At 31.6% G+C, this 24,746-nt stretch carries 19 protein-coding genes, 1 pseudogene, 1 riboswitch and 1 other annotated feature; of the genes and pseudogenes, 14 read left to right on the forward strand and 6 right to left on the reverse strand.

The features are described 5' to 3' along the window. The first annotated feature begins 25 nt into the window (after window positions 1–25). The 4 genes from rbsB (at window position 26) to thiE (ending at window position 4,292) form a co-directional block, all read left to right on the forward strand. Window positions 26–931: a ribose ABC transporter substrate-binding protein RbsB gene (gene rbsB, locus Q428_RS05925; protein WP_035379112.1), complete on the forward strand. Its 906-nt coding sequence runs from the start codon at window positions 26–28 to the stop codon at window positions 929–931. Window positions 932–1,112: 181 nt separating this feature from the next. Next, complete coding sequence (locus Q428_RS05930) at window positions 1,113–2,111, forward strand: LacI family DNA-binding transcriptional regulator (protein WP_035379113.1); 999 nt, start codon at window positions 1,113–1,115, stop codon at window positions 2,109–2,111. A gap of 92 nt (window positions 2,112–2,203) precedes the next feature. Then, window positions 2,204–2,316, forward strand: a riboswitch (TPP riboswitch). A 104-nt stretch (window positions 2,317–2,420) separates the two neighbouring features. Continuing rightward, complete coding sequence (gene thiD / locus Q428_RS05935; RefSeq protein WP_035379115.1) at window positions 2,421–3,230, forward strand: bifunctional hydroxymethylpyrimidine kinase/phosphomethylpyrimidine kinase; 810 nt, start codon at window positions 2,421–2,423, stop codon at window positions 3,228–3,230. Between the two features lie 426 nt (window positions 3,231–3,656). Beyond that, window positions 3,657–4,292, forward strand: coding sequence for a thiamine phosphate synthase (thiE, locus tag Q428_RS05940; RefSeq protein WP_035379116.1), 636 nt, complete (start codon window positions 3,657–3,659; stop codon window positions 4,290–4,292). 33 nt (window positions 4,293–4,325) lie between these two features. Here the strand turns inward: thiE and Q428_RS05945 are convergent, their stop codons facing one another. After that, entirely contained in the window at window positions 4,326–5,744 is a 1,419-nt protein-coding gene (locus Q428_RS05945; protein ID WP_035379117.1) for a M28 family metallopeptidase, read from the reverse strand. A 408-nt stretch (window positions 5,745–6,152) separates the two neighbouring features. Between Q428_RS05945 and Q428_RS05950 the strand changes: the two genes are divergently transcribed. The 7 genes from Q428_RS05950 (at window position 6,153) to Q428_RS05975 (ending at window position 11,814) form a co-directional block, all read left to right on the forward strand. Beyond that, entirely contained in the window at window positions 6,153–6,704 is a 552-nt protein-coding gene (locus Q428_RS05950) for an NADH peroxidase (protein ID WP_035379119.1), read from the forward strand. Window positions 6,705–6,934: 230 nt separating this feature from the next. Next, complete coding sequence (locus Q428_RS05955; protein ID WP_051514996.1) at window positions 6,935–7,243, forward strand: thioredoxin family protein; 309 nt, start codon at window positions 6,935–6,937, stop codon at window positions 7,241–7,243. A 90-nt stretch (window positions 7,244–7,333) separates the two neighbouring features. Beyond that, window positions 7,334–8,020, forward strand: a complete 687-nt coding sequence (locus tag Q428_RS05960; protein WP_035379121.1) for a cytochrome c biogenesis CcdA family protein — start codon at window positions 7,334–7,336, stop codon at window positions 8,018–8,020. A 237-nt stretch (window positions 8,021–8,257) separates the two neighbouring features. Beyond that, a complete protein-coding gene (locus tag Q428_RS05965) occupies window positions 8,258–8,953 on the forward strand; it encodes an ABC transporter ATP-binding protein (RefSeq protein WP_035379123.1) in 696 nt (231 codons plus the stop codon). After that, window positions 8,953–10,641: an ABC transporter permease gene (locus Q428_RS05970; RefSeq protein WP_051514997.1), complete on the forward strand. Its 1,689-nt coding sequence runs from the start codon at window positions 8,953–8,955 to the stop codon at window positions 10,639–10,641. Before Q428_RS05965 ends, Q428_RS05970 begins: the two co-directional genes overlap by 1 nt. Then, entirely contained in the window at window positions 10,635–11,174 is a 540-nt protein-coding gene (locus Q428_RS14440; protein WP_051514998.1) for an FtsX-like permease family protein, read from the forward strand. The genes Q428_RS05970 and Q428_RS14440 overlap by 7 nt, the downstream gene beginning before the upstream one ends. Before the next feature lie 13 nt (window positions 11,175–11,187). After that, window positions 11,188–11,814: a TetR/AcrR family transcriptional regulator gene (locus Q428_RS05975; RefSeq protein ID WP_035379125.1), complete on the forward strand. Its 627-nt coding sequence runs from the start codon at window positions 11,188–11,190 to the stop codon at window positions 11,812–11,814. Between the two features lie 110 nt (window positions 11,815–11,924). Here Q428_RS05975 and Q428_RS05980 read toward each other — a convergent pair whose 3' ends face one another. After that, the gene (locus tag Q428_RS05980; RefSeq protein WP_035379127.1) at window positions 11,925–12,488 is read right to left on the reverse strand and encodes a Uma2 family endonuclease; all 564 of its coding nucleotides are present in this window, start codon (window positions 12,486–12,488) and stop codon (window positions 11,925–11,927) included. Between the two features lie 184 nt (window positions 12,489–12,672). On the opposite strand from Q428_RS05980, the gene addB reads away from it, so the two are divergent. Together addB and addA are read left to right on the forward strand one after the other, a co-directional pair. Further along, window positions 12,673–16,119, forward strand: coding sequence for a helicase-exonuclease AddAB subunit AddB (gene addB, locus Q428_RS05985; RefSeq protein WP_035379129.1), 3,447 nt, complete (start codon window positions 12,673–12,675; stop codon window positions 16,117–16,119). Continuing rightward, window positions 16,112–19,824 (forward strand): annotated as a pseudogene (gene addA, locus Q428_RS05990) (helicase-exonuclease AddAB subunit AddA). The gene addB and the pseudogene addA overlap by 8 nt, the downstream one beginning before the upstream one ends. A gap of 61 nt (window positions 19,825–19,885) precedes the next feature. On the opposite strand, the gene Q428_RS05995 reads toward addA, so the two are convergent. Beyond that, window positions 19,886–20,479, reverse strand: a complete 594-nt coding sequence (locus Q428_RS05995) for a sigma-70 family RNA polymerase sigma factor (RefSeq protein WP_035379131.1) — start codon at window positions 20,477–20,479, stop codon at window positions 19,886–19,888. 274 nt (window positions 20,480–20,753) lie between these two features. After that, window positions 20,754–20,807, forward strand: a sequence feature (sodium ion sensor (DUF1646 type); this cis-regulatory element may regulate processes involved in with the transportation of sodium ions). 73 nt (window positions 20,808–20,880) lie between these two features. On the opposite strand from Q428_RS05995, the gene Q428_RS06000 reads away from it, so the two are divergent. Then, complete coding sequence (locus Q428_RS06000) at window positions 20,881–22,080, forward strand: cation:proton antiporter (RefSeq protein ID WP_035379132.1); 1,200 nt, start codon at window positions 20,881–20,883, stop codon at window positions 22,078–22,080. A gap of 142 nt (window positions 22,081–22,222) precedes the next feature. Here the strand turns inward: Q428_RS06000 and Q428_RS06005 are convergent, their stop codons facing one another. The 3 genes from Q428_RS06005 to Q428_RS14450 form a co-directional block, all read right to left on the reverse strand. Next, window positions 22,223–22,963, reverse strand: coding sequence for a class I SAM-dependent methyltransferase (locus Q428_RS06005; protein ID WP_035379134.1), 741 nt, complete (start codon window positions 22,961–22,963; stop codon window positions 22,223–22,225). A 211-nt stretch (window positions 22,964–23,174) separates the two neighbouring features. Beyond that, window positions 23,175–23,963, reverse strand: a complete 789-nt coding sequence (locus tag Q428_RS14445) for a hypothetical protein (protein WP_051514999.1) — start codon at window positions 23,961–23,963, stop codon at window positions 23,175–23,177. After that, window positions 23,944–24,513: a GTP pyrophosphokinase gene (locus tag Q428_RS14450; protein ID WP_051515000.1), complete on the reverse strand. Its 570-nt coding sequence runs from the start codon at window positions 24,511–24,513 to the stop codon at window positions 23,944–23,946. Before Q428_RS14450 ends, Q428_RS14445 begins: the two co-directional genes overlap by 20 nt. Window positions 24,514–24,746: the final 233 nt, after the last annotated feature.

Here is a 24,746-nt window from a genome sequence, read left to right on the forward strand (position 1 = left end):
CCATTATTAAAAAGGGGGCAAAATCATGAAAAAACTTACAAAACTTTTAGCAACAGTTCTTGCTTTAATCTTTGTTGTTGGAATGTTTGCAGGTTGCAACAAGAAGACTGCTGAGGGAAGCAAGAAGATAGGTATGGTTCTATCAACTCTAAACAATCCTTTCTTCGTTTCAATGAAAGAGGGAGCAGAGAAAAAGGCTAAGGAACTTGGCTATGAAATTGTAGTATTAGATTCACAAAACGATGCAGCTAAGGAAAGATCAAATGTAGAAGACCTTGTACAACAAGGAATTGGTTTACTGATAATCAACCCAACTGACAGTGATGCAGTTGCTAACTCAATTACAGTTGCTAAGGATAACAATATTCCAGTAATAACTGTAGATAGACAAGCCAACGGTGTGGAAGTTGTAGCTCACATTGCATCAGATAACGTTGCAGGTGGAAAGATGGCAGGGGAATTTATACTTGAACAACTTGGTGGAAAAGCAAAAATGGTTGAACTTCAAGGTATACCTGGGGCATCAGCAACAAGAGACAGAGGTAAGGGTTTCCATGACGCAGTTGATGGTAAAACAGATGTTAAAGTAGTTGCAAGTCAGGCAGCAGATTTCGACAGACAAAAAGGACTAAATGTTATGGAAAATATAATACAGGCAACTCCAGATTTTGATGCTGTTTTTGCTCACAACGATGAAATGGCATTAGGAGCAGTAAAGGCTTTAAAGGCTGCAAACAAAAAGGTAATAGTTGTTGGTTTTGATGGTAATGATGATGCAGTTACAGCTGTAAACAATGGAGAAATGGCAGCAACAATAGCTCAACAACCAGATTTAATGGGAAGTTTAGCAGTAGAAAATGCTGTTAAGGTTCTTAAGGGAGAAACAGTTGAAAAGTCAATTCCTGTAGAACTTAAGATAATTAAGAAGTAAGCAATAATTCCATATTACACACATATCTTAAAGGCATGCTAAGTTGCATGCCTTTAAAAATAATAAAACAAGCATTTTGTTATATAATAAATTAATGTTATTAATTGGTATTTAGTAAATATATGTTATAATCTAATTAATAACAGAGAAGGTACATGGCTGGTAACGGAGGACGGATAAAATGAAAAAAATAACAATGAGCGATATTGCAAGGATTGCAGGGGTTTCGAAGGCGACTGTTTCAATGGTTTTAAATAAAAAGGATGAAAATATAAGTGAAGAGACAAAAAACAGGATATTGAACATTGCTAAGGAAATGAATTACATTCCTAATTCAGTGGCTAGAAGTCTTAGTACAAAAAAATCAAGTACTATAGGAATAATAGTTCCTGACATAACAAATCCGTATTTCTCGGAAGTTTCAAGGGCTGTTGAAGACTCAGCAAACATATTTGGGTATAACGTTATACTATGTAATTCGGACAACGAAACTGAAAAGGAAGAAAAATATGTAGAACTTTTAATAAGTAAGCTTGTAGATGGGGTAATATTTGCAGTAGGAGGTCACAATACCAGGGGGATTGAGCTTCTTCAGGAAAACAGCATTCCATTTGTATTGTTAGATAGACATGTTGAAGGTTTTGAGAATTTATATGGTGTTTATTGCGAGAATCAATTGGGAGTTGTACAGGGTGTAGAATATTTATATGAAAATGGTAAAAGAAATATTGTTTTTGTTAAAGGACCAGGAGATATTGAAATAGCAAAGCAGAGATTATCTGGTTATAAGTTGACTATGGAAAAGTATGGAATTTATAATGAAAATTTTGTTTATGAAAGCGATTTCACGATGCAGGGCGGTAAGAATGTTACGGAGAAAATAATAAACGAAATTGAAAAAATAGATGCTATTTTCTACAGTAACGATGCGATGGCAGTAGGTGGCATGAAAGTTCTTCTAAGAAATGGATATAAAGTGCCAGATGATATAAGCATAATGGGCTTTGATAATATCCAGATATCAGAATTTGTAGAGCCAGAACTTACTACTATAGGGCAGCCAATATATGAAATGGGGCGAGAATCTTGCAGGCTTTTAATAGATATAATAAATAATGTGGATGTAGAAAAAAAGGAAATTTATTTTAAACCCCAGCTAATAAAGAGGGGAACTGCATAGACTTTTATATTTAATTGCTTATGTTTTTTGAAAAATCTTTTATTGATTTTTGCAAAGAGTATGTTATCATTAAATTGAAATTGAATATTGTGTTTAATCACTAGGGGGGCTGGATGAGGCCAGCTGAGATTAAGATCCTGAGAAATCTTTGACCCTTTAACCTGATCTGGATAATACCAGCGTAGGAAAGTGGACTGAAATAAGATAATTTGTTTAGTTTTTTGCACGAATCCTATGGGTTCGTGTTTTTTTATTATGTTTTTTAGATGTTCAAGTATTAAAACTTACTATTAGAATGGAGGTATTGAAATGAAAAATGTTTTAACAATTGCAGGCTCAGATAGCTGTGGTGGAGCTGGAATACAGGCTGATTTAAAAACTTTTTCTGCCCATGGTGTTTTTGGAATGAGTGTAATTACAGCAGTAACTGCCCAGAATACCCAAGGGGTTTTTGGAGTTCAGGATATTTCTGGGGAAATAATTTCTAAACAAATACAGGTTATATTTGAAGATATCATGGTAAGCGCAGTTAAAATTGGAATGGTTTCGCAAATAGAAACTATTAATGCTATAGCTGATGAGCTAATCAAATATAAAGCAGAAAACATAGTTCTAGACCCTGTAATGGTATCAAAAAGTGGATTTCATCTGCTAAAAAAAGATGCAAAGGAAGCTTTAATAAATAGATTACTTCCCCTTGCAAAAATAATTACACCTAATATTCCAGAGGCTGAGGTAATTGCAAATATGAAAATAAGAGATATATCAGACATGGAAAAAGCGGCAGAAATAATTTCTGGTATGGGCCCAAGGAATGTTCTTATAAAGGGAGGACATCTTGAAATAGATGCAATTGACGTCTTGTATGATGGAAAAAATATGAAACATTTTGAAACTGAAAGGATACAAACAAATAACACACATGGAACAGGCTGTACCCTGTCATCAGCAATAGCATCTAACCTGGCACTTGGCTACACAATTTATGATGCAGTAAAACTTGCTAAGGAATATATAACAGTTGCCATTAGACACTCCTTTCCAATAGGAAAGGGAGTAGGGCCTGTAAACCATTTTTATTCTTTATACAAAAGGGCAGGTGTTAATATTGGAGAATAATAGAAAATTAGATTTATTTAATTTCAGGCTGATAAAAAGTTATATATTGATTAGCCCCATGAAGGATTTCTTGGCATCCCTTCATTTTGCCAATCAATTCTAAACTTTTCTTTGTTTAAAAAAGTCCTACCCTCGGGATGCCATCGTCCTGATGGCCCCTCGGCTCGGCACGTCCTGTGCCGATTTACGGACTTTTTTAAAGTCAAAAACTTAAGAATTGCTAAAGCTCATGAAATATGCCTTTTTAAAATCCTTTCATGGGGCTTTTTCATACTTTAGCTAACAATTAGGTTTGCAACAATTTGAATTAAATTTATTTAATTTCATATGTTTATGATTTGTATTGGACATTAATCTAATACCAATAATAATTGATTCTGTTGGTATTTCAAAATGAAGAAATGATAATGGAAGGAAGCAGGTTGTATGAAAAATAATATAGATTATAGTCTTTATCTTGTAACAGACAGAGAGGTTATTGGAAATAGAAACATAATAAGCTGCGTAGAGGAAGCGTTAATTGGAGGGGTAACTATTGTTCAGATAAGAGAAAAAAACACTTCAACAAAAAACTTTTATAACATTGCCATAAAAATTAAGGAAGTAACAGATAAATATAAAGTCCCACTTATTATAAATGACAGGCTTGATATAGCTCTTGCAATAAATGCTGATGGTCTTCATGTCGGGCAAAGTGATATGCCCACTGAAGTAGTACGGCAATTATTAGGACCAGATAAAATATTAGGCGTTTCAGCTGCGACAATGGAGGAAGCACTTAAGGCACAAAGGGATGGAGCAGATTATATTGGGGTAGGAGCTGTCTTTCCAACAAGCAATAAAAATGATGCCAGAATAGTTTCCCTTGATTTATTAAGAAACATAAAAAAAGAGGTTAAAATCCCTGTTGTTGCAATAGGAGGTATAAACCAGAGGAATATAGTTAAAGCAATGGAAACGGGAGTAGACGGAGTAGCAGTAATATCTGCTATATTAAGTAAAGAAAATATTGCTGATGCTGCCAGGAACCTTAAAAAGAAGTGGCAGCCATATCACTTATAGCTTTTCTAGAGGGTGATATGACTGCTAATTGATTTAAAAAGCATTCTTACTGATATAGTAAAGAATAAGTTCAACAACTTTTTTTGCATCATTTTTGTCGATTTTACCAGGGGTATCTAAATAGCTGTGATATTCACTGGTTTCCCATTCAATACAGGTAACGGATTGAATATCCTTTGATTCAAAGGGGGCGTGATCACTTCGATCACCTACATCATTGATAAATTTTATGCCAAGTAAATCAGCATAGTTACATAATTCCTTCAAAAGTTTTGTAGGCCTACTGTAATAAAAGGTCAGAGGGTTGTCGTTTTTATGTCCTATCATATCCAGATTAATAACCACACTATCTTCAGGAGGGCAGAGTGGAGAAGAAACAAAATATGTTGAACCAACAAGGCCCTCCTCCTCACCATTAAATGCTATAAACATAATGCTTTTTTTAGGTTTAATTTTACTTTCTTTAATAGTTCTGGCTATTTCCATAAGAGATGCCACCCCAGAGGCATTGTCTAATGCTCCAGGATTATATGTTCCATTTTTATTATTTCCAAGGTGATCAAAGTGAGCAGAAATAATAATATATTCTTTCTCTTTCTCAGTATCATTTCCAGGTATTAAACCTATTACGTTTGGAATTTTAACCTTGCTCAAGGAATAATCTACTTTAAGATAGATGGAATTTCCAGAATTACAGTAATTAAGAATTTCTTTAAATACTGATGGTATACATGTGGTGTATATAAGACCGTATTCGTTATCATAGACTGTCGGAGTTGGAAGGGACACATTTTTAGTGAAATGTTTAACTTCGTTTTTTGGATTATTTAAATCATATTCAAAAATAGCTGCCTTTATATTCGTTGAAGATGATAAAATATTCTGAAAGGAGTATCCTGATAGAAGTTCGTTTCTTAAATTTTCTGGAACTAAAATAATTTTATCAGTTAAGCTTCGATTTTCTTCATTTAGAACATCTGTATCATTTATATAAAAGCCATTGGCAGAAATGGTTCCATTTATTCTGGAATTTCTGTATGGAATAATTGAAAAATCCTTTAAGTACTTATATTGTTTTAAAGTCTTTCCATTGGCATCAATTATTTTTAATATAGGTTCACTATTTAAGTTAAGTACAGATTGTTGATAATACTGTTTATAATCATCTATACCATCAGGAGATTTTAAGCCTATTTCTTTAAAATATGAAGCAATGAAATCCGATGCAAGTTTATTACCAACTGATCCTGTAAATCTGCCGTCATATTTTTTAGAGGATAATTCTTTGATATTATCTAAAATTCTATCTGAGCTTATATTGTTTTCTAGTATGTCAAATATTTGTTGTTCATTAGTGGAAGTATTTATGCTTTTGTTATAACAACCGAAAAATAGGAAAGATAACAGAAGAATAGGAATAAACTTTTTAATGGATCTGTTTTTAAAACTCATTGGGCCTCCCCCTTACAACTTATATATATTATTATACACCTAAATATAATAAAAATAGAAATAATTTCAAAAACCTTCAATATAAAAATGTTACAAAAAATATAACTTTACAGTTATTGACATGTGATGGAAAGTTATATAAAATTAACTATGAAGTGGAAATTAAGTCTAATGAGTAGTGTAGGAGCTTTTCGGTTGTAGCTGACTCTGCAATAACTATGTTATTGCAGGGTTTTTTTCTTTTCGAGGGGTTATGAGTTTTTAATTTATAAATTTAACTAGAATATAAATAATAATTATTTTCTACAAATAATTATTGTAATTCAAAAGAGTTTATGCTAATATATAGTAAAGATTAGAATTAAATTTGCAAAATAAATAAATTTGAATTTAGGGGAGGAATAAAAAATGAAAAAATTCGTTTGTACAATTTGTGGTTATGCTCATGAAGGGGAGGCTGCACCGGTAAATTGTCCACAATGCGGTGCTCCAGCCGAAAAATTTACTGTAATGAATGAGGTAGAAGGACTTGCATGGGCAGATGAACATAGAATTGGAATTGCTAAGGATATAGATCCAGAGATAATAGAAGGTCTTAAGGCAAATTTCATGGGAGAATGTACTGAGGTTGGAATGTATCTTGCTATGAGCCGTCAGGCAGATAGGGAAGGATATCCCGAAATTGCAGAGGCATATAGAAGAATTGCCTTTGAAGAAGCAGATCATGCGGCTAAATTTGCTGAATTACTAGGTGAAGTTGTTACTTCAAGTACAAAGAAAAACCTTGAAATGAGGGTACAGGCAGAACATGGTGCATGTCAAGGAAAGTTAGATTTAGCAAAGAAAGCAAAACAATTAAACTATGATGCAATACATGATACTGTTCATGAAATGTGTAAAGATGAAGCAAGACACGGTTCAGCTTTTAGAGGCCTTTTAAACAGATATTTTGGAAAATAAAAATTAAAAGAGTAAAGATGGATAAAAAGCCAAATGAATTCCTTAACTTTTTATTTTATAAAGAATTAAGGTGGTTTTTATCCATCTTTTTGTTATGAAAATCTAGAATCAGGAGACGCATTAACAATATTTACAAATAATACATAAATATTCAAAATATTGAAATTGAAATATTAGAAGTTTATAATATATATAATTTATGTTAAATTCATTAAAAATGGAGGGGTAGAATGAAAAAAGTATTAAGAATTTTTGTTATTAGTATGTTGATAATTATTATTGCAGGAATTTGGGGATACAAAAAATACCAAATAAATAATAGCCAACAAAAAATTGCACAAACCGAATTTAAAAACATGCCTGTTTTATTAGAATTCAGCTCTGATACCTGTTATCCGTGTAAACAAATGAAACCGATAATAGAAGAAATTAAAAAAGATTATGAGGGGAAAGCTGAAGTTAGAATAATTGATGTATATGAAAATATTGAGTTAGCCGAAAAATATAACATAAGATTGATCCCAACTCAGATTTTTTAGATAAAGAGGGGAAGGAATATTTTAGACATGAAGGAATTTTCGCCAGAGAAGAAATAATAAAGATATTTAATGAGATGGGAGTTAAATAATATGGGAGAGATATTAAATAATTTTGGTAATATAATATCAAATAATATTTGGCTTGCTTTATTTATGTCACTTATAGCAGGTGTTGTCTCTTCTTTTAGTCCTTGTGTTCTTTCTTCAATTCCATTGGTTATAGGATATGTGGGTGGCTACGCAAATAAGGATAAAAAACTGGCTTTTAAATATTCTTTAATTTTCTGTCTTGGACTTGTCATAACTTTCACCACCTTTGGAGCATTATCAGCAATACTTGGGAAACTTATGACAGGAACAGGAAAATGGTGGTATATAATTCTAGGCATAATTATGCTAATAGTTGCCCTTCAGTTGTTAGGAGTTATTGAATTTGGAAATAACTTTTGTAAGTTGCCAAATAGAAGAAAAGGATTGTTTGGAGCTTTTTTCCTGGGTATTCTGGGAGGAGTGTTGTCATCCCCATGCTCTACACCGGTATTAGTGGCAATTTTAGCATTTGTTGCAGGTAAAGGAAATATTTTACTTGGTATTATAATGCTGCTATTGTATTCTATCGGGCATTGTACTTTGATTTTAATTGCTGGTACCTCTATCAGTTTTATAGAATCAATAAATAATTCAGAAAAAACAAGGGTTATCGGCAAAGTTTTAAAGACTATACTTGCAGTGGCAGTTATTTTTCTAGGGTTTTATTTAATTTATATTGGAATTTAAGTTTCGCATATTAGATGGGACGGATAATATATTCTTTCAAGAATATGTTACTAATCCATAATCATATATATAAGTATTATAATTTAATGTGGAAGTCTTATTTAAAAGAATAAAAACAAAAAAGTATGGGAGCATTCAGCTCCTTCTTTTTTTGTCATATTCCAATATTTACATAGAACGCAATATGAGGTATAATTATATTGACCACATGGTCAATATAATTATGGAGGTTTTAATATGATTAAACTGAATAAAGTGGGAAAAAAATTTAAGATTGCTGAAAATTATTTTTGGGCATTAAAGAATATAAACCTGGATATTAACAAGGGAGAAATTGCAACATTTCTTGGACCTTCAGGTTCTGGCAAGTCCACTTTATTAAATATTATAGGAGGAATAGAAAAGGCAGATGAAGGAACGTTATATGTGGGAGATAGTAAGATTACAGACTTCAATGACAAAGAGTTAACAAAATATCGAAGGGATAATGTAGGCTTTGTTTTTCAGTTTTATAATCTAATTCCCAATTTAACGGTAGAGGAAAACGTTGAAGTAGCTACAAATATAAGTAAAAACCCCTTAGATGTAAAAAAAGTTCTAGAGGCAGTTGATATGCTTGATAAGAAAAATAAGTTTCCCTCTGAACTTAGCGGCGGAGAACAACAAAGGGTGTCCATTGCCAGGGCAATTGCAAAAAATCCAGAGTTATTATTGTGTGATGAACCAACAGGTGCACTTGATTTTACCACTTCAAAGGAAATATTAAAATTGATTGAAAGAATAAATAAAGAATTTAATACAACTGTTTTAATAGTTACCCACAATGCTCCAATAGCAGATATGGCGGATAAGGTTGTAAGATTAAGAAGTGGGGAAATAACGGATATTCAGATTAATAAAAACAAGATTTCAGCAGAAGGGGTTGAGTGGTAATGGCACTTAATAAAAGAATTAAAAGGGTCATTATGAGGAACAAGGCTCAATATATTGGTTCAATATTATTGGTTATGTTCAGTTGCTTACTTTTTGTTATATATAATGTTTCTTTAAGAGGAGTCAGAGCAAATGAAGAGAGGTTTATTGAAAACAGTGTATTAGAAGATGCTAAGCTTATACTTCAAAAACCTATTGATGATATAAGTGTTTTAGAGAGTAGATTTAATGTTTTAATTGAAGATGGAAAAACATTTGATTACAATTTAAATAGAGATGTTACCGTAAGAGTTTTCAGTAATAACAAAAAAGTTAACATACCATATATTACAGAAGGGGAAGGAATAGTAAGTAACCAGGATATAATAATAGACCCAGCCTTTGCAAAGGCTCAGAATATAAAAATTGGAGATAAACTAAAAATATACGATATGGAATTTAAAGTTACAGGTTTTTTTGCATTACCGGATTATATGTATGCGATCAAATCAGAAACAGATTTAATTTCAGATCCTAAGGCCTTTGGAATTGCTGTTATTTCAAAGGAGAGTGCTGAAAAAATAGGGAAAGGATATAACTTTTATAACATAAAATATAATTCGGAAAAGTCAGCAGATATAAAGGAATATTTGTCTGAAAATAATGGGATATTATATTGGCAGAATAAAGAAGAGAATACAAGGTTTACAATAGTAGATGGGAAATTGAACGCGGCAATTGATATGGGTATAAAATTACCTATAATAATCATTGTTTTAACATGTCTTTTACTTGCAGTTGTTATCTGGAGAATGATAAAAAGTGAATTTATACAGATAGGCACCCTATATGCCTTAGGATATAAAAAAAGCGAAATATTAAAACATTATATAATGTATCCAATAATTATAGCTTTAACAGGTGGTATAATAGGGACTTTACTTGGGGTAGTAAGCTTAAAACCCATATTAGAATACATGCTAATATATTTTAATGTTCCTACAATGGGAAGGATATATGATATTTATTATATAGTTACAAGTCCCATTATTCCACTGATTTTCCTGGTTCCAACAGTTATTTTTGTTACATTGAAAGCATTGAAACTTACTCCAGTAAGATTAATGAGGGGATATTCAAGTAATGTAAAGGTTGGAAAAATAGAAAGAAAGTTAAAGCTTAATAGATTTAAATTTAAAACCAAGTACCGAATAAGAGAGATTACAAGAAATGTACCTCGAACAATAGTTATGGTTTTAGGAGTAACACTTGCATCGATGTTTCTATTATTTGGTTTTATGGAGCAAAATTCAATGGATTACATTATTAACAAGGGAATAAAAGGTACTTTTAAATATGAGTATAACTATATTCTAAAAAAGATGGAAATAAACAACGTTTATGGTGGGGAAGAATATAACCTTTCACCTTTTATGATAAAAGACAGGGAAATAAACTTTGCAATATACGGTTTAAAACCCGAGGGTGAGTTGATAAATTTAGAAAACAAAAATGGTGAAAAGTTAAAGGTAGATAGAACTATAATTTCAAAGGCTTTAGCTGAGAGTATTGGAGTAAAGCCAGGGGAAACACTTGTAGTTACAAATAAATATAATAATAAAAATTATGAAGTGAAAATAGATGAAGTAGCAGAGTTGTATACAACAATGGCAATCTATATGCCATTGATGAATTCAATGAGATGCTAAAACTTGAAAAGGGAAGCTTTATAGGAATCTATAGCAAATACAGGTTGCCTATAGATGAGAAGAACTTATTTAAAATAGAAAGTCAGGAAGACACAATCAAAGCATTTGATACAATGATAAAACCAATGAAGTATGTACTTGCAGGGATAAGTATAATAGCTTTTATAATAGCCTTAATTGTAATATATATAATTACTTCTCTGATAGTAGAGGAAAACAAAATAAGTATCTCAATGCTAAAGGTAATTGGTTATGAGAACAAGTGGATTAACTCACTTGTACTTGATGGTACTATACTTCCTGTAATAATTGGATATTTAATATCTATTCCCCTTTTACTTTCATCAATGCAGGCACTTTTTAGAGAAGCTACTAAGAAGATGAATATAGCCTTTCCCTTAATGATAAACCCAGGATATATGGTTGCAGGGTTTGTTATAATATATATAACATTTTTAATTTCTAAGTTTATATCTAAAAAAAGGATTTTTGCTATATCCATGTCGGAAAGTCTAAAGATACAGAGAGAATAGGTGGGACAAAAAATTGTACAGCAGTTTTGAAAAGATACCAAAGGATAAACAGGAGAATATATTAAACATATGCTTAGAGGAGTTTGCACTTTATGGCTATGAAAAAGCTTCTACAAACAGAATAGTTGAAAAAGCAGGAATATCCAAGGGATTGCTTTTTCATTATTTTAAAAATAAAAAGGGATTGTATCTGTATTTATATGATTACTATACCCCAGTTCTTTTGGAATTGTTTAATAAATATGCTGATGTAAATGAACCAGATATTTTTGAAAGATTAAAAAAATGGATGGTTGCAAAGATTGAACTTAACAAAGATAATCCCGTTATATTTGAATTTTTCAAACAATTATATACAGATGTTCCAGAGGAATTAAGGGAAGAAATACAAAAAAGAAATGAAGTAGCAACAGCAAACTCATATTCAATGTTTTATAAGGGCCTTGATTATTCAAAATTTAAAACGGATATAGACCTCAAAAAAGCCATGCAGATTTTATTCTGGAGCCTTGAAAAATACGGTGAGCAGTATGTAAAAGAGAATACCGACAAGGACGGAAAATGGACAATGGATAGGGAGGTTATATTAAAGGATTTAGATGAGTATATAAAAATATTAAAGTTTGGATTCTATAAATAAAACAAAAGGCTTTGGATAGAAAACTATTTATCCAAAGCTTTTTAAAGCACAATTTAACTAAAAACAGTCAAATGAGCATTAATGCTCATTTGACTGTTCCTACTACTCGATTAATCAAAGATATCCTGAACATTAATCTTAAAACCCTTTAAAACAGTGGATTCAAGATATCCAGTTTCTCTTTTAACATCAGCTTGGTAATATTGCTTTTCGTCTGTTAGTATATATATTTGAACAGTTTTAAGCATTGGATTAACTATCCAATACTCTTTAACCCCATATTCCATATATAAATTTAGTTTAAATACTAAATCATGTGACTGATTTGAAGGACTTAAAATCTCAATGATCAAATCAGGCACACCTTCATAGCCATTCTCGGTAAAACCAGATTTATCACAAATAACACTTAAATCAGGAATAACAGTTTTGGAAATTTTTTCATCATTATCTTTTTTTAGTTTTATATCAAATGGAGCAGCATAAACTTCGCATTCTTTTCCTTTAAGAAAGTTATAAAGTTCTGACCCTAATTTTATAGAAATTTTTTGATGAGCTCTTGATGGAGATGGAGTCATATAAACAATCCCATCGATATACTCAATAATATCATCTGTGGTTTCTTTTAGCTTAAGATATTCTTCATAACTTACTTGAGCATTACGAGTTAACATATAAATCACCTCGTTTTATTTGATTAGTATTATTTTAACATAATATAAGTAAAATGTGTTACTTATATGTTTTGCATAAAATATACTACATTGCTTCCCTCTAAACATTTGTACAAATGCATTACAACGAAATTTCTGATATGATAAAATAAATATGACTACTACCCTTAAAGGCGGTGATTTTTTGAGTATTCGTTTTATTTATGGAAGGGCTGGAAGTGGGAAGACTAGCTTTTGCTTAAAAGATATTAAGGATAGATTAAAGGATGATGACAATAGACCACTTATACTTCTGGTTCCAGAAATGTTTACCTTTGAGACGGAAAAACTTCTCTTAAAGACAATAGATAAAGATATTAATATGAGAGCACAGGTGCTTAGCTTTAAAACTTTGGCAAACAGAGTATTCTCAGAGGTTGGAGGACTTACCCACAAACATATGAAATCCTGTGGACGTGCAATGCTTATTTATAGAGTAATTGAGAGAGTCAAGAAAGAACTGAAAATATTTTCGAAGTCTTCAAATCAACAGGGATTTGTTGATATTATTTCAGACATGATAACTGAACTGAAAAGATTTGAAATATCACCAGATTTTTTAAAACAAGCCATAGAGAATGTGGAAAATTCTCTGTTGAAAGAAAAATTAGAGGATATAACTTTAATATTTTCTGAATTTGAGGAAAAACTTCATGAGAAATACATAGATTCAGAAGATGAAATGACCATGTTATATAAAAAACTTGAGAAGTCAACTCAGTTTAATGGAGCTGAAATATGGATAGATGGATTCAGTGGATTCACTCCTCAACAGTACAAGGTTATAGAAATGTTATTGAAAAAATCCTACAGGGTAAATGTAACCCTTACAACAGATACTTTATGCAAAGGAATGGGCATTGATAGAACGGAAGTATTTGCTCCCGTAAAAAATACTGAAGAAAAACTATTAAAAATATGTCAGGATAACAATACAGCATATGAAGAGCCTGTCAACCTTAATGATGGCAATCCCGTCAGATTTAAAGAAAGTCAGGAACTACAGCATTTAGAAGGATATATTTATTCCTTCCCATACAAGGAGTATCCTGAGAAAACAGAAGATATAGAAATTTTTACAGCAGTTAATATATACAGTGAAGTTGAAGAAACTGCAAGGGATATAGTAAGGTTTATAAGAAAAAACAATCTAAGATTTTCCGATATAACGATTGCTGCAAGGGATATGGACAGATATGAAAATTTAATTGGGGCAATATTTTCTGAGTACAATATTCCATATTTTATAAGTCAAAAAAGGGATATAAAGAATAACCCAATTATAGTGCTGATAAATTCAGCCCTTGATATATATTCAAAAAAATGGTCATATGAATCTGTTTTCAGATATCTTAAAACAGGACTTATAGAAATTGATAGAAACGATATAAATCTTCTCGAAAATTATGTTTTAGCCAATGGAATTAAGGGATTAAAATGGTTTGAAGAGGAATGGGAGTATAGACTTGATTATAGGTTTGATAAGGCTGATATGTCAGATTACGAAAGGGAGACCATTAAAAGGGTTAACGGAATTAAAAATATAATTACAAAACCCCTTGCTGAATTTCATAAAAAGCTATCTGGTAAGCATACAGTAACGGAAATATGCACAACTCTATATGAGTTCTTAGTTAAAATCAGAGTTCCGGAGAAAATTACAGAGCTTATAAATTACTTTAAGGAAAATAAGGAGCTTGATATAGCAAACCAATACTCTCAGGTCTGGGATATAGTGGTTAATGTACTTGATCAGATGGTAGAAGTTTTAGGTGATGAAGAGCTTACAATAGACAAGTTTATAAAGGTTCTTTCAATTGGATTTGATGAATATGAGATAGGACTTGTTCCCCCAGCCATAGATCAGGTACTTGTTACTTCTGTTGACAGAATGAAGAGTCACAATTCCAAGGTTTTATATATATTAGGTGTAAATGATGGTGTATTTCCAGCTGCAATAACAGATGAGGGAATTTTAAATGACAGTGATAGAGAAGCACTTAGGGAAATAGGCATTGAGCTTGACCATGATGCAAGGACAAAGGCATTTGAAGAGCAGTTTTTAATATACACCTCATTGACTTCTTCAAGAAAGAAACTGAGAATAAGTTATCCTATTGCAGATCATGAAGGCAGGACAATGAGGCCTTCAATTATAATCTCAAGGGTTAAAAAAATTTTCCCAAGGGTTAAGCAGAAAAGCAATATAGTTAAGTCTGATACTTCAGAAGAAAATTTGAATTTAATTTCAACAGCAGTTCCAACTTTTAATGAAATGATAACAGCTATAAAAAGGTGGGAAGATACAAAGGCGATAGATCCTATGTGGTTAGATGCATACAGATGGTATGTAAAACAAGATGATTGGAAGGACAAAACAAAAAGGATTTTAGAAGGATTGTATTATACTAATCAAGTTACTAAGGTAAATAATGAAAAGCTAAGGGAATTGTATGGAAACAAAATATATTTAAACATATCAAGACTGGAAAAATACTCAGAATGTCCATTTGCTTACTTTATTCAATATGGTCTTAAAGCAAGGGAAAGAAAGATATATGGTTTTACTGCACCAGATATAGGAACATTTATGCATAATGTACTGGATGAATTTTCAGCTGCCCTTGAAAAGGAAGGACTTACATGGAGGGAGATTGAGAAAGACTGGGTTAAGGATGCTGTTTCAATTATTGTAGATAACATGATTGAGAAGATACCAGGTTTTATATTAAATAGTTCTCCCAGATATAAATATCTTGCAGAGAGATTAAAAAGAATCTTATCAAGTGCTGTATGGATTATAGCAGAACATATAAAAAGGAGTTCCTTTGAACCTATAGGACACGAGATAGGCTTTGGAAATGGAGAAAAATATCCTCCAATAAAAATAGAGCTTCCTACAGGTGAGGAAATAAACCTTATTGGCAGAATTGACAGAGTAGATTTAATGGAAAAGAATGGAGAAGGATATATAAGAATTGTTGACTATAAATCAGGAAATAAAAATTTAAACCTTACAGAGATATACTACGGATTACAACTGCAGCTTCTTATCTATCTTGATGCCATACTGGAAAGTGCACAGGAAGGAAGTATAAAGTTGAATCCTGCTGGAATTTTATATTTTAAAATAGATGATCCAATAATTAAAACAAAGGGTAATATGGAAGATGAAGAAATTGAAAAGGAAATACTAAAAAAGCTGAAAATGAGAGGCTTTGTTTTAAAAGATGCGGATATTATAAGGGAGATGGATAAGTCAATAAATGGTACATCTTTAATAATTCCTGCCAGTGTAAATAAGGATGGAAATCTTGGCAGCAGAACACAGGGGGCAACAGAAGAAGAGTTCTTAATTCTTCGAAGTTATGTTAAAACAAAAATTAAGGAAATTTGTGAGGATATGATTAAGGGAAATATTATGATTAGACCATACAAAAAGAAAAAACAAACTCCATGTGAATATTGCAGATTTACCTCTATATGTCAATTTGACAGCAGTATAAAGGATAATGATTACAGAATAATTAACGATAAAGATGAGGATGAGATTTGGAAACTCTTTAAACAGGGGGTGGAAAGCAATGAGTGAAAACAAGTGGACTTTAGAGCAGCAGCTTGCAATAGATACAAGGGATTGTAACCTTTTAGTTGCTGCAGCTGCAGGAGCAGGAAAGACAGCTGTCTTGGTAGAGAGGATAATAAAAAGGATAACTAACGAAGATAGGCCCGTAGATATAGATAGATTGCTTGTTGTAACTTTTACCAATGCAGCTGCTTCTGAGATGAGGGAAAGAATAGGAGATGCAATTTCTGAAGCACTTGATAAAAACCCTGAATCTAAGAGACTCCAAACCCAGCTGACTTTGTTAAACAGGGCAAGTATAACGACGATTCATTCCTTTTGTCTTGATATTATTAGAAACAACTTCCATAGGCTAGATATGGATCCTAACTTTAGAATAGGAGACGATACAGAAACTGTTCTTTTAAAGCAGGAGGCAATAGAGGAGCTTTTTGAAGAATATTATGCAAAAGAAGATAATCAGGAATTCTTAAATCTTGTTGAATGTTATGGAGGAAGCAGGGACGATTCCGCACTTTCTGATATGGTATTAAATTTATATGAATTTGCAAAGGCTTCACCATGGCCGGAAAAATGGCTTAGTGAAGTTTCTGAAAAGTTTAATATTAATGATGACTTTAGATTTGGAAGTTCAGATTGGGCAAGGGTTTTACTGGACAGTATAAAGATTGAGCTTACAGGGCTTGAAAGTATGATGAAAAAAGCAGTGGGAATGATAAAAGCTACAGAGGGACTTGAGGCATATCTTCCTAATTTCCAATTAGAGCTAATGGGGATACAGGATTTATTAAATTCATGTGAAACTTCATGGGAAAGTCTTTATGTCAGTTTGCAGGAGCTGAAGTTTGACAGATTAAAAAGTGTGAAAAATGCAGATACCTTTGCAAAAGAGGCTGTTGTTAAAATAAGAGACGAGGTAAAAAAGAAAATAGGAAGGCTAAAAGAGGATATATTAAACAAAAATAGTGAAATGTTGGAGAATGAAATCAAAACACTTTATCCTTTGATGAAATGTCTATGCAGTCTTGTTATTGAATTTGATAAAAAGTATATGGAAAAAAAGAAGGAAAAGGGAATCATAGATTTTAACGATATTGAACACTTTGCACTGCAGATTTTAACAGAGGTTGATGAAGAGGGGAATATTAATCCTTCAGATATTGCCATTGGATACAGGGAAAAATTTGATGAAATTTTAATTGATGAATATCAGGATAGTAACCTTGTTCAGGAGGTTTTATTAGAAACTATTGCTAAAAAAAATATCCCCAATAGATTTATGGTTGGTGACGTTAAGCAGAGTATTTATAGATTCAGACAGGCCAAGCCTGAACTTTTTCTTGAAAAATACAATAAATACTCAACAGATGGGGTTGGCAACTCAAAAAAAATAATGCTTTTTAAGAATTTCAGAAGCAGATTAGAGGTTATTGAGGGAACTAATTATATATTTAAAAAGATTATGTCAGCAAGGATTGGAGAATTGGATTATACTGACACTGAACGACTTAATCTAGGTGCAAATTTTAAAGAAAATGAAGAGGATTCAGCTGTTGTTGGAGGACCAGTTGAAATACACTTAATAGAGAAGAAGATTTCAGGTGAGGTCAGTGAAAATCAGGAGGAAGGGTCTGAGGATAATTCTGAAGAAGAACCTATAGATAATATACAACTTGAGGCAAGGATGATAGCAAGAAAAATTAAAGAACTTATGAGAGAGTTTGATGGAAAAAAATTCAAGGTTTTTGATAAGCATATAAAAGATTATAGAGATTTGGAATTCAGGGATATAGTAATACTCCTACGTGCAACAAGCAATTGGGCACCTGTATTTTTAGAGGAACTTACAAAGGCAGGTATTCCCACATTTGCAGATACAGGGGTTGGATATTTTGAAACTACGGAAATAAAGACAATAATATCTCTCCTTCAGGTTATAGATAATCCTATGCAGGATATTCCACTACTTGCGGTACTAAAATCTCCTATTTTCTCATTTACTCCTGAGGAAATGATATCAATTAGAATAGAAGAACAGGAAAGTACCTTTTATGAAGCACTACATAAAATAGCCAAGGGTAAAAATGAAATGGCAGAAAGGCACAAGAATTTCTTGCATCTCTTAAAAGGTGGCAGGATAAGGCTCTCCATATGTCAACAGATGAATTTATTTGGTATCTGTATAAGGAAACAGGTTACTATGGCTATGTAGGAGCAATGGTTGGAGGAGTTCAAAGACAGGCTAATTTAAGGGTGCTTTTTGAAAGAGCTAAACAGTATGAACAAACAAGTTTTAAGGGACTTTTCAATTTCATTAATTTTATAAACAAGTTAAGGGTAAGCAGCGGTGATATGGGCAGTGCTAAGATACTTGGTGAAAATGAAAATGTAGTTAGAATAATGAGTATTCATAAAAGTAAGGGACTTGAATTTCCGGTAGTTATATGTGCAGGTATGGGTAAGCAGTTTAATATGCAGGATTTAAGAAAGAGCATATTATATCATCATAAACTTGGACTTGGACCGGATTTTGTGGATTACAGAAAAAGAATTGCTTATCCAAGTATTGTAAAGGAAGCAATAAAGAAAAAGATAAGGCTGGAAACACTATCTGAGGAAATGAGAATTTTGTACGTTGCATTTACAAGGGCAAAGGAAAAGCTGATTATTACAGGCTCAGTCAGTGATATAGATAAAACAGCAATCAGTTGGGGGCAAAGTATAGGCAGTTTAGATAAACTTCCTGAATCAGAGGTTTTGAAGGCAAAGACCTTTCTTGATTGGATATGTCCAGCTGTTATTAATCACAGGGACTGCATGATATTAAGGGACAGATCAGGTATTGATGAAAGTGTTATTGATGCAGGTGAAATATCAAGATGGGAAATAAAGCTCTGGTATAGAGATGATATTCTTAAAATTGAAAAAGAAGAAATAATAGAGGAAATGAATATTATTAAGGAGCTTGAGGAAATTGACATTGAGAAATCCAGTAGTGAATTTGCAGATGAAATAAACAACAGGTTAAATTTTCAATATCCATATATGTCTGCATCAAATCTTCCAGCAAAGCTGTCTGTTACTGAAGTTAAAAGAATATTGAACGCAGAATCTTCTGATGAGGATTCAACATCAATTTTTGATAGAGAGTTTCTGAAAAAGCCTGCATTCTTAGAAGGAAAGGAAGCCATGACAGCAGCAGAGAGGGGTACAATAATGCACCTTGTTATGCAAAAGCTTGATTTGTTAAGGGTTTACAGCCATCAGGAAATTAAGAATCAGATAATGGAAATGGTAGATAATGAGATTTTGACAGAGTTACAGGCAGAAACAGTTTATATAAAAAGAATAGAGGATTTCTTTAAATCTGACATTGGCAAAAGAATTACAACATCTATGAAGGTAAGAAGAGAAATACCCTTCCATATAGAGCTTAAGAGTACTGAAATATATAAAGATTTACCAATTTACTGCAATGAAGAGATGATAGCTGTCCAAGGTATTATAGACTGCTATTTCGAAGAGGATGATGGTTTAGTATTGATAGACTATAAGACAGACTTTGTTACTGAAGATAATGTTGAAAAAATAACAGAAAAATACAGGGTGCAGATTCAGCTTTATGCAAGGGCATTAGAAAAAATAACAGGAAAAAGAGTTAAAGAAAAATATATATATTTATTTTACAATGGTGGAATAATCAGATATTAAAATTAAAAAGGACTGTGTTAGATTTTCAATATATAAATCTAATACAGTCCTTTTGGTATAATTAACTGCAGCTTTTGTTGACTTCTTCATTGTATATTCTCCTTAACTTCGTTAAAGAGTTGGTAATCACTTTATGCACATAGCTGACATGAAACCCCAAAAGATTTGCAATTTGAGGCATAGATAAGCCATCAAGGTAATATTTAGTTAAAATATCCTTCTGACGCTCTGTTAAGTGCCTGAATCCTTTGTAAATTCTATCTAAGTCCTGCTTTTTAGAGATTTCTTCAAGAATATAATCCTCAAAGCTCTCTTCTCTTAAATTATTTATATATTCCTCCCTGTCATTAGAGCTCATTTGCTCATTTAAGGATATATAGCCAAAGGATTTTTTTGCCTCTCTGTAGAACATTCTTATTTCGTTTTTAATATATGTGTATGCTAAGGTGGAAAACTCACAGCCCTTGGTCAAATCATAATCGTTAAAGGCTTTAAGTAAACCAAAGGATGCAACCTGAAACAAATCTCCATATTCCAAAATGTGTTTCCACTTATTACAAAGATTATGAATCATGCCTTTATATAATTTAAAGATTTTATCAAAATCCATAACAACATACTCATCATTCACTTTTATGAGCTTTTCCTTAATCAAAATTATCACCCTTTTATAATTAACTGTGGAGCCAATTTAAATATTCAATAGCTATAATTGATATCGTATTAAATTAGAAAAAATGAAGATGTTAAATATTTATTTTTACAGCTATTTATTTTAGTTTTGCACAAACTACTAAACAATACAATAAGTAACAAAAAATAGATTATTTTAAGAAAAATGCAAAATCATGTAAATAAAATTGCAAAATATATTGAAAAAAATCGAAAAATTGATATAATTAAATTGAAATTGAATATTATGAATTAACGGTTGGACGATATTTTATCGTTTTCAAGTAACTTGGCTTCTAGGGTGGGAAGTCCATTTGAACATGGACTTTCTGCCCTTTTATTATGTCTAAATAAAAAATTACAGTAAAGGAGAAGTAGGGTATTATGCATGAAATGTTATTGGAAATTGCTATCATTTTAATTGCAACAACAATTGGTGGAACCATAAGTAACAGGATGAAAATGCCAAGGGTTTTAGGGGCACTGATAGCAGGAATAATTATCGGGCCTTCTGTTTTAGGAATTGCAAAAGAAAATGAGGAGATTAAGCTTTTAGCTGAACTAGGTGTTGTTATGCTTATGTTTTTAGCAGGTCTTGAAACTAACTTAGAAGAATTTAAAAAAGCAGGTATGTCTTCCGCAATTATAGCTGTGGGTGGAGTAATTGTTCCTTTATTAACAGGAATAGGAACAGCATATCTGTTTTCAGGTGATTTTTGGACTAATTTATACATTGGTGTTATATTGACTGCAACAAGTGTAAGCATAACAGTACAGACTTTAAATGAGCTTGGAAAGTTAAATACCAGGGCAGGTATGAATATTATTGGTGCTGCAGTAATTGATGACATTTTAGGATTGATAATAATATCCTTTGTATTAGTAATGTTTCAAACATCCCACACAAGTAAAGCAGTTGCAGCAGGAACTACAATGCAAATAGCAGTTGTAATAGCAAAGGTTATTATTTTCTGTATAGGTTCAGTGTTAGCTGTTGCTTACCTGCCAAAGGTCATTAATAAATTTACGGAGAAAAGAAAAAACAGCAGTTCATGGATTGTATTAGCAATAGCAGGAGCATTATTATTTGCGTTGATTTCAGAGGAACTTGGTATTGCAGATATTACTGGTTCATATGTTTTCGGGCTTGTACATTCTTCTGTTAAGAATAAAAGTGTAATTGAGAAAAAGGCTGAAGCAATATCTTCATATTTTTTAACACCTATATTTTTTGCCCATGTTGGATTAATAGCAGATTTTAAAGCTGTAAATATAGGAATAATTTTATTTACCTTGGTTATGGTAGCAACGGCTTTTTTTAGTAAAATAATAGGATGTGGCATAGGAGCTAAAATCTTTGGCTTTAATAAAAGGGAATCACTTCAAATTGCCGTTGGAATGGTTTCAAGGGGAGAGGTTGCTTTAATAACAACTACACTTGGTATGCAAAATGGTATAATACCAAAGTCATTATTTATACCTACTTTAATGGTAGTAGTTATAACAACTATTGTTACTCCAATATTATTGAAGCTTAGTTTTGAAAATAAGTCTAATGAGATTTTTGAAATTGAAGCCGCTTAAGGTTTAAAAAATCCCATATTCTGTACTGTCAGCTTATTGTCATCCATTGGAATTATTAAGTCTGATATTACAGAATTATGGGATTTTTATATGATAATGAGCCTTTTGAAATACAATTGTTTAGCTATTAATTATAAAAATTTTATTTTGTAAACCATATAGAAGTTGTACCAGAAGTTTTTCTAATTATAGGTCCATTTAAAAGCTGGGTTCTTATTTCAGCAATTCCGTAATGATAACATTTATCCGATATTAGATGGAACATAGGATACTGCCTTTTTTCAACTGAATCTAGATATTTGCTGTCTAGTATAATTTCATTATCTTGTCCTATTATGTCTTCTTTGATAAAACTGAGACCATATCTTTGTGCTGTGAGAATAATCTTTTCAACATCGGGATATCTCATTTTATCAAGTATTGCCGATTCAGGAAAAAATTCTGAATTGAATCTAAGATCAATTTGTCTGTGGGATTGGGTATTTATGCAAATTTTACCCTTGTTTTTAAGTATTCTATTTATTTCAATAAATAATTTATCAATATTTAAAATATGGTGAATCACATCTGTCATGTAAATAAAATCAAAAAAATTATTTTCAAAGGGAGTATGAAGTGCATCACAGAGGATCCAATTAACAGTTTTATCTTTTTCTAAAGCTTTAGATATCACTGCTTCGGAAATATCAAGACCATAGGTTTCACAATTCGTTATTTTTTTAATCTCAATTGCATAATTGCCAGTACCACAACCAATATCCAAAATTTTTGATGAACTTGTGATTTTAGCTTTTTCAAGAAAGTTGTTGAGTACATCAATATCATATTTCGTTACTGTATTATCGTAATTGTCATAGGGTTCACTAAAATTTACATTTAACATCTCCTCACCACCTGAAAATTATTTAAATATATAATACTATAAAAGTTTAATAAGGAAAATATTTCAAACAAAAATCTTAATAAATATTTTTTATTGAATATAGTAAGAATCCCACGAATTGTTTCAAAAAAAATGGATTAGGAATATTGTTGATAATATGTAAAAAGAGCAGTGGCATTAGCAACTAAAAAATGCTAATGCCACTGCTCTTTTATAGATTTAAGCATATTTCTTTAAATTTATTTCTCAATTCTTCTATTTCTTCTTTGCTGAATTTTGAATAAAGTATGCTCATAATATCCTCTATTGCTTTTATTGCTTCTGCAATATGTTTTTCATCAGGAAGTTTCAAACCATGAACAATTTCAATGCGAAGATTTTGTATAATCTTTGCTCTATTTACTATATCCTCATCATTAAATAAATTCATAAGAAGCTTTGGAGTGATAAGTACATTATCCCCTATTTCAGGATGAAATTTTTTAATATAGCTTCTAATAACGGATTGAAAGGCAAGCCAGTTATCTATGAAATATCCAAGGGCTTTTTTATTTTCGTATCCCAAAGTTTCTTCCATAGTATCGCTATATGGATTTCTTGTTGTCATTTCACTTTTGGCTTTAAGAAAAACTTTGAAAAGAGAAATGTCATTTTCAAGTATTTTATCTATTATCTCATCAACAACAGTATCCTTTTCTAAGTGAAATTCTATTTCGTTTATATATTTATTAAGTGTCTGAGGTTTGTTTAAATTAGAATATTTCAGGAATTTAAAAAGCATGTCAGCTCTTCCCATTATAATCTCATCAGTGTTATTTGTTTTAGAGGATACTTTATCATAAAGAAAAGCAGCTAATTCATAGTGATTAGAAAAGGCTTCCTCCTGTTTTGATACCCTTTCTTTAACCGCTTTCTGCAGCCTTCTAAGTGCCATTTCTCCAGATAAAATAAGACCATTGAGCTCATCAAGTATCTCGTATTCATCTAGAAATTTCCCCACTTGACGGTTTGTATACTAAATCATGTTCTACTTCAGCCCAGGCATGCATAAGGACTGATGCCACTTGTATTTCTATTGTTGCATCACAGTATTTAACATCTCCATCGGTACAGTTTTCTGGTTTTAAGGTCACCCTATAATGGGTTGCATGATATCCTGAGAATACTTTTTTATATTTAATGTATTCTTTTTTACTATAAGAGTCATTTCCTGCTTCAGGGAACTGTCTTATTGATTTTATGTTAAAATTTGTTCTAATAAATTTATCAATTGTTTCAAGGTCGCCTGGAAAGTATAATGCTATTCGTACTCCTGCCAGATCCACAATATCATTATAAATATCCACAATATCTTTATAGTCCTTTTTCTCACTTCTTTTTATTACCTTTTCCTTAAGTTTGTCAGGGCGTTTAGCTCTGAATGTTACGATAGCCCTTATACCTGAACGCTCAAATTCGTTTTCGCAAATTTCAGCACAAAGCTTTGCTGCCCTTTCATAATAATCCCTTTCTTTAGAGTATTGTTCTAAAAACTTTCCTGCGACTTCCATTGATGTTCCTCCTTAAATTGCTATAATTTTATGCTAATTTCATTAAGCAATTTACTCTATAAATATTATAATTTAAAAAACAATTAAATTAAATAAAAACATAATTTATCTCCAATATATTATAATATCATAATTTTACAAAAATTAAATAAAAAGAATTTACCGAATAAGTTATTTAAAGGTATATCTAACATATGAGGGATAGGGAAAACATTTTTATCATATTAAAGGAG

This window comes from Fervidicella metallireducens AeB (genome assembly GCF_000601455.1).
In the GTDB taxonomy this organism is placed as follows: domain Bacteria; phylum Bacillota; class Clostridia; order Clostridiales; family Caloramatoraceae; genus Fervidicella; species Fervidicella metallireducens.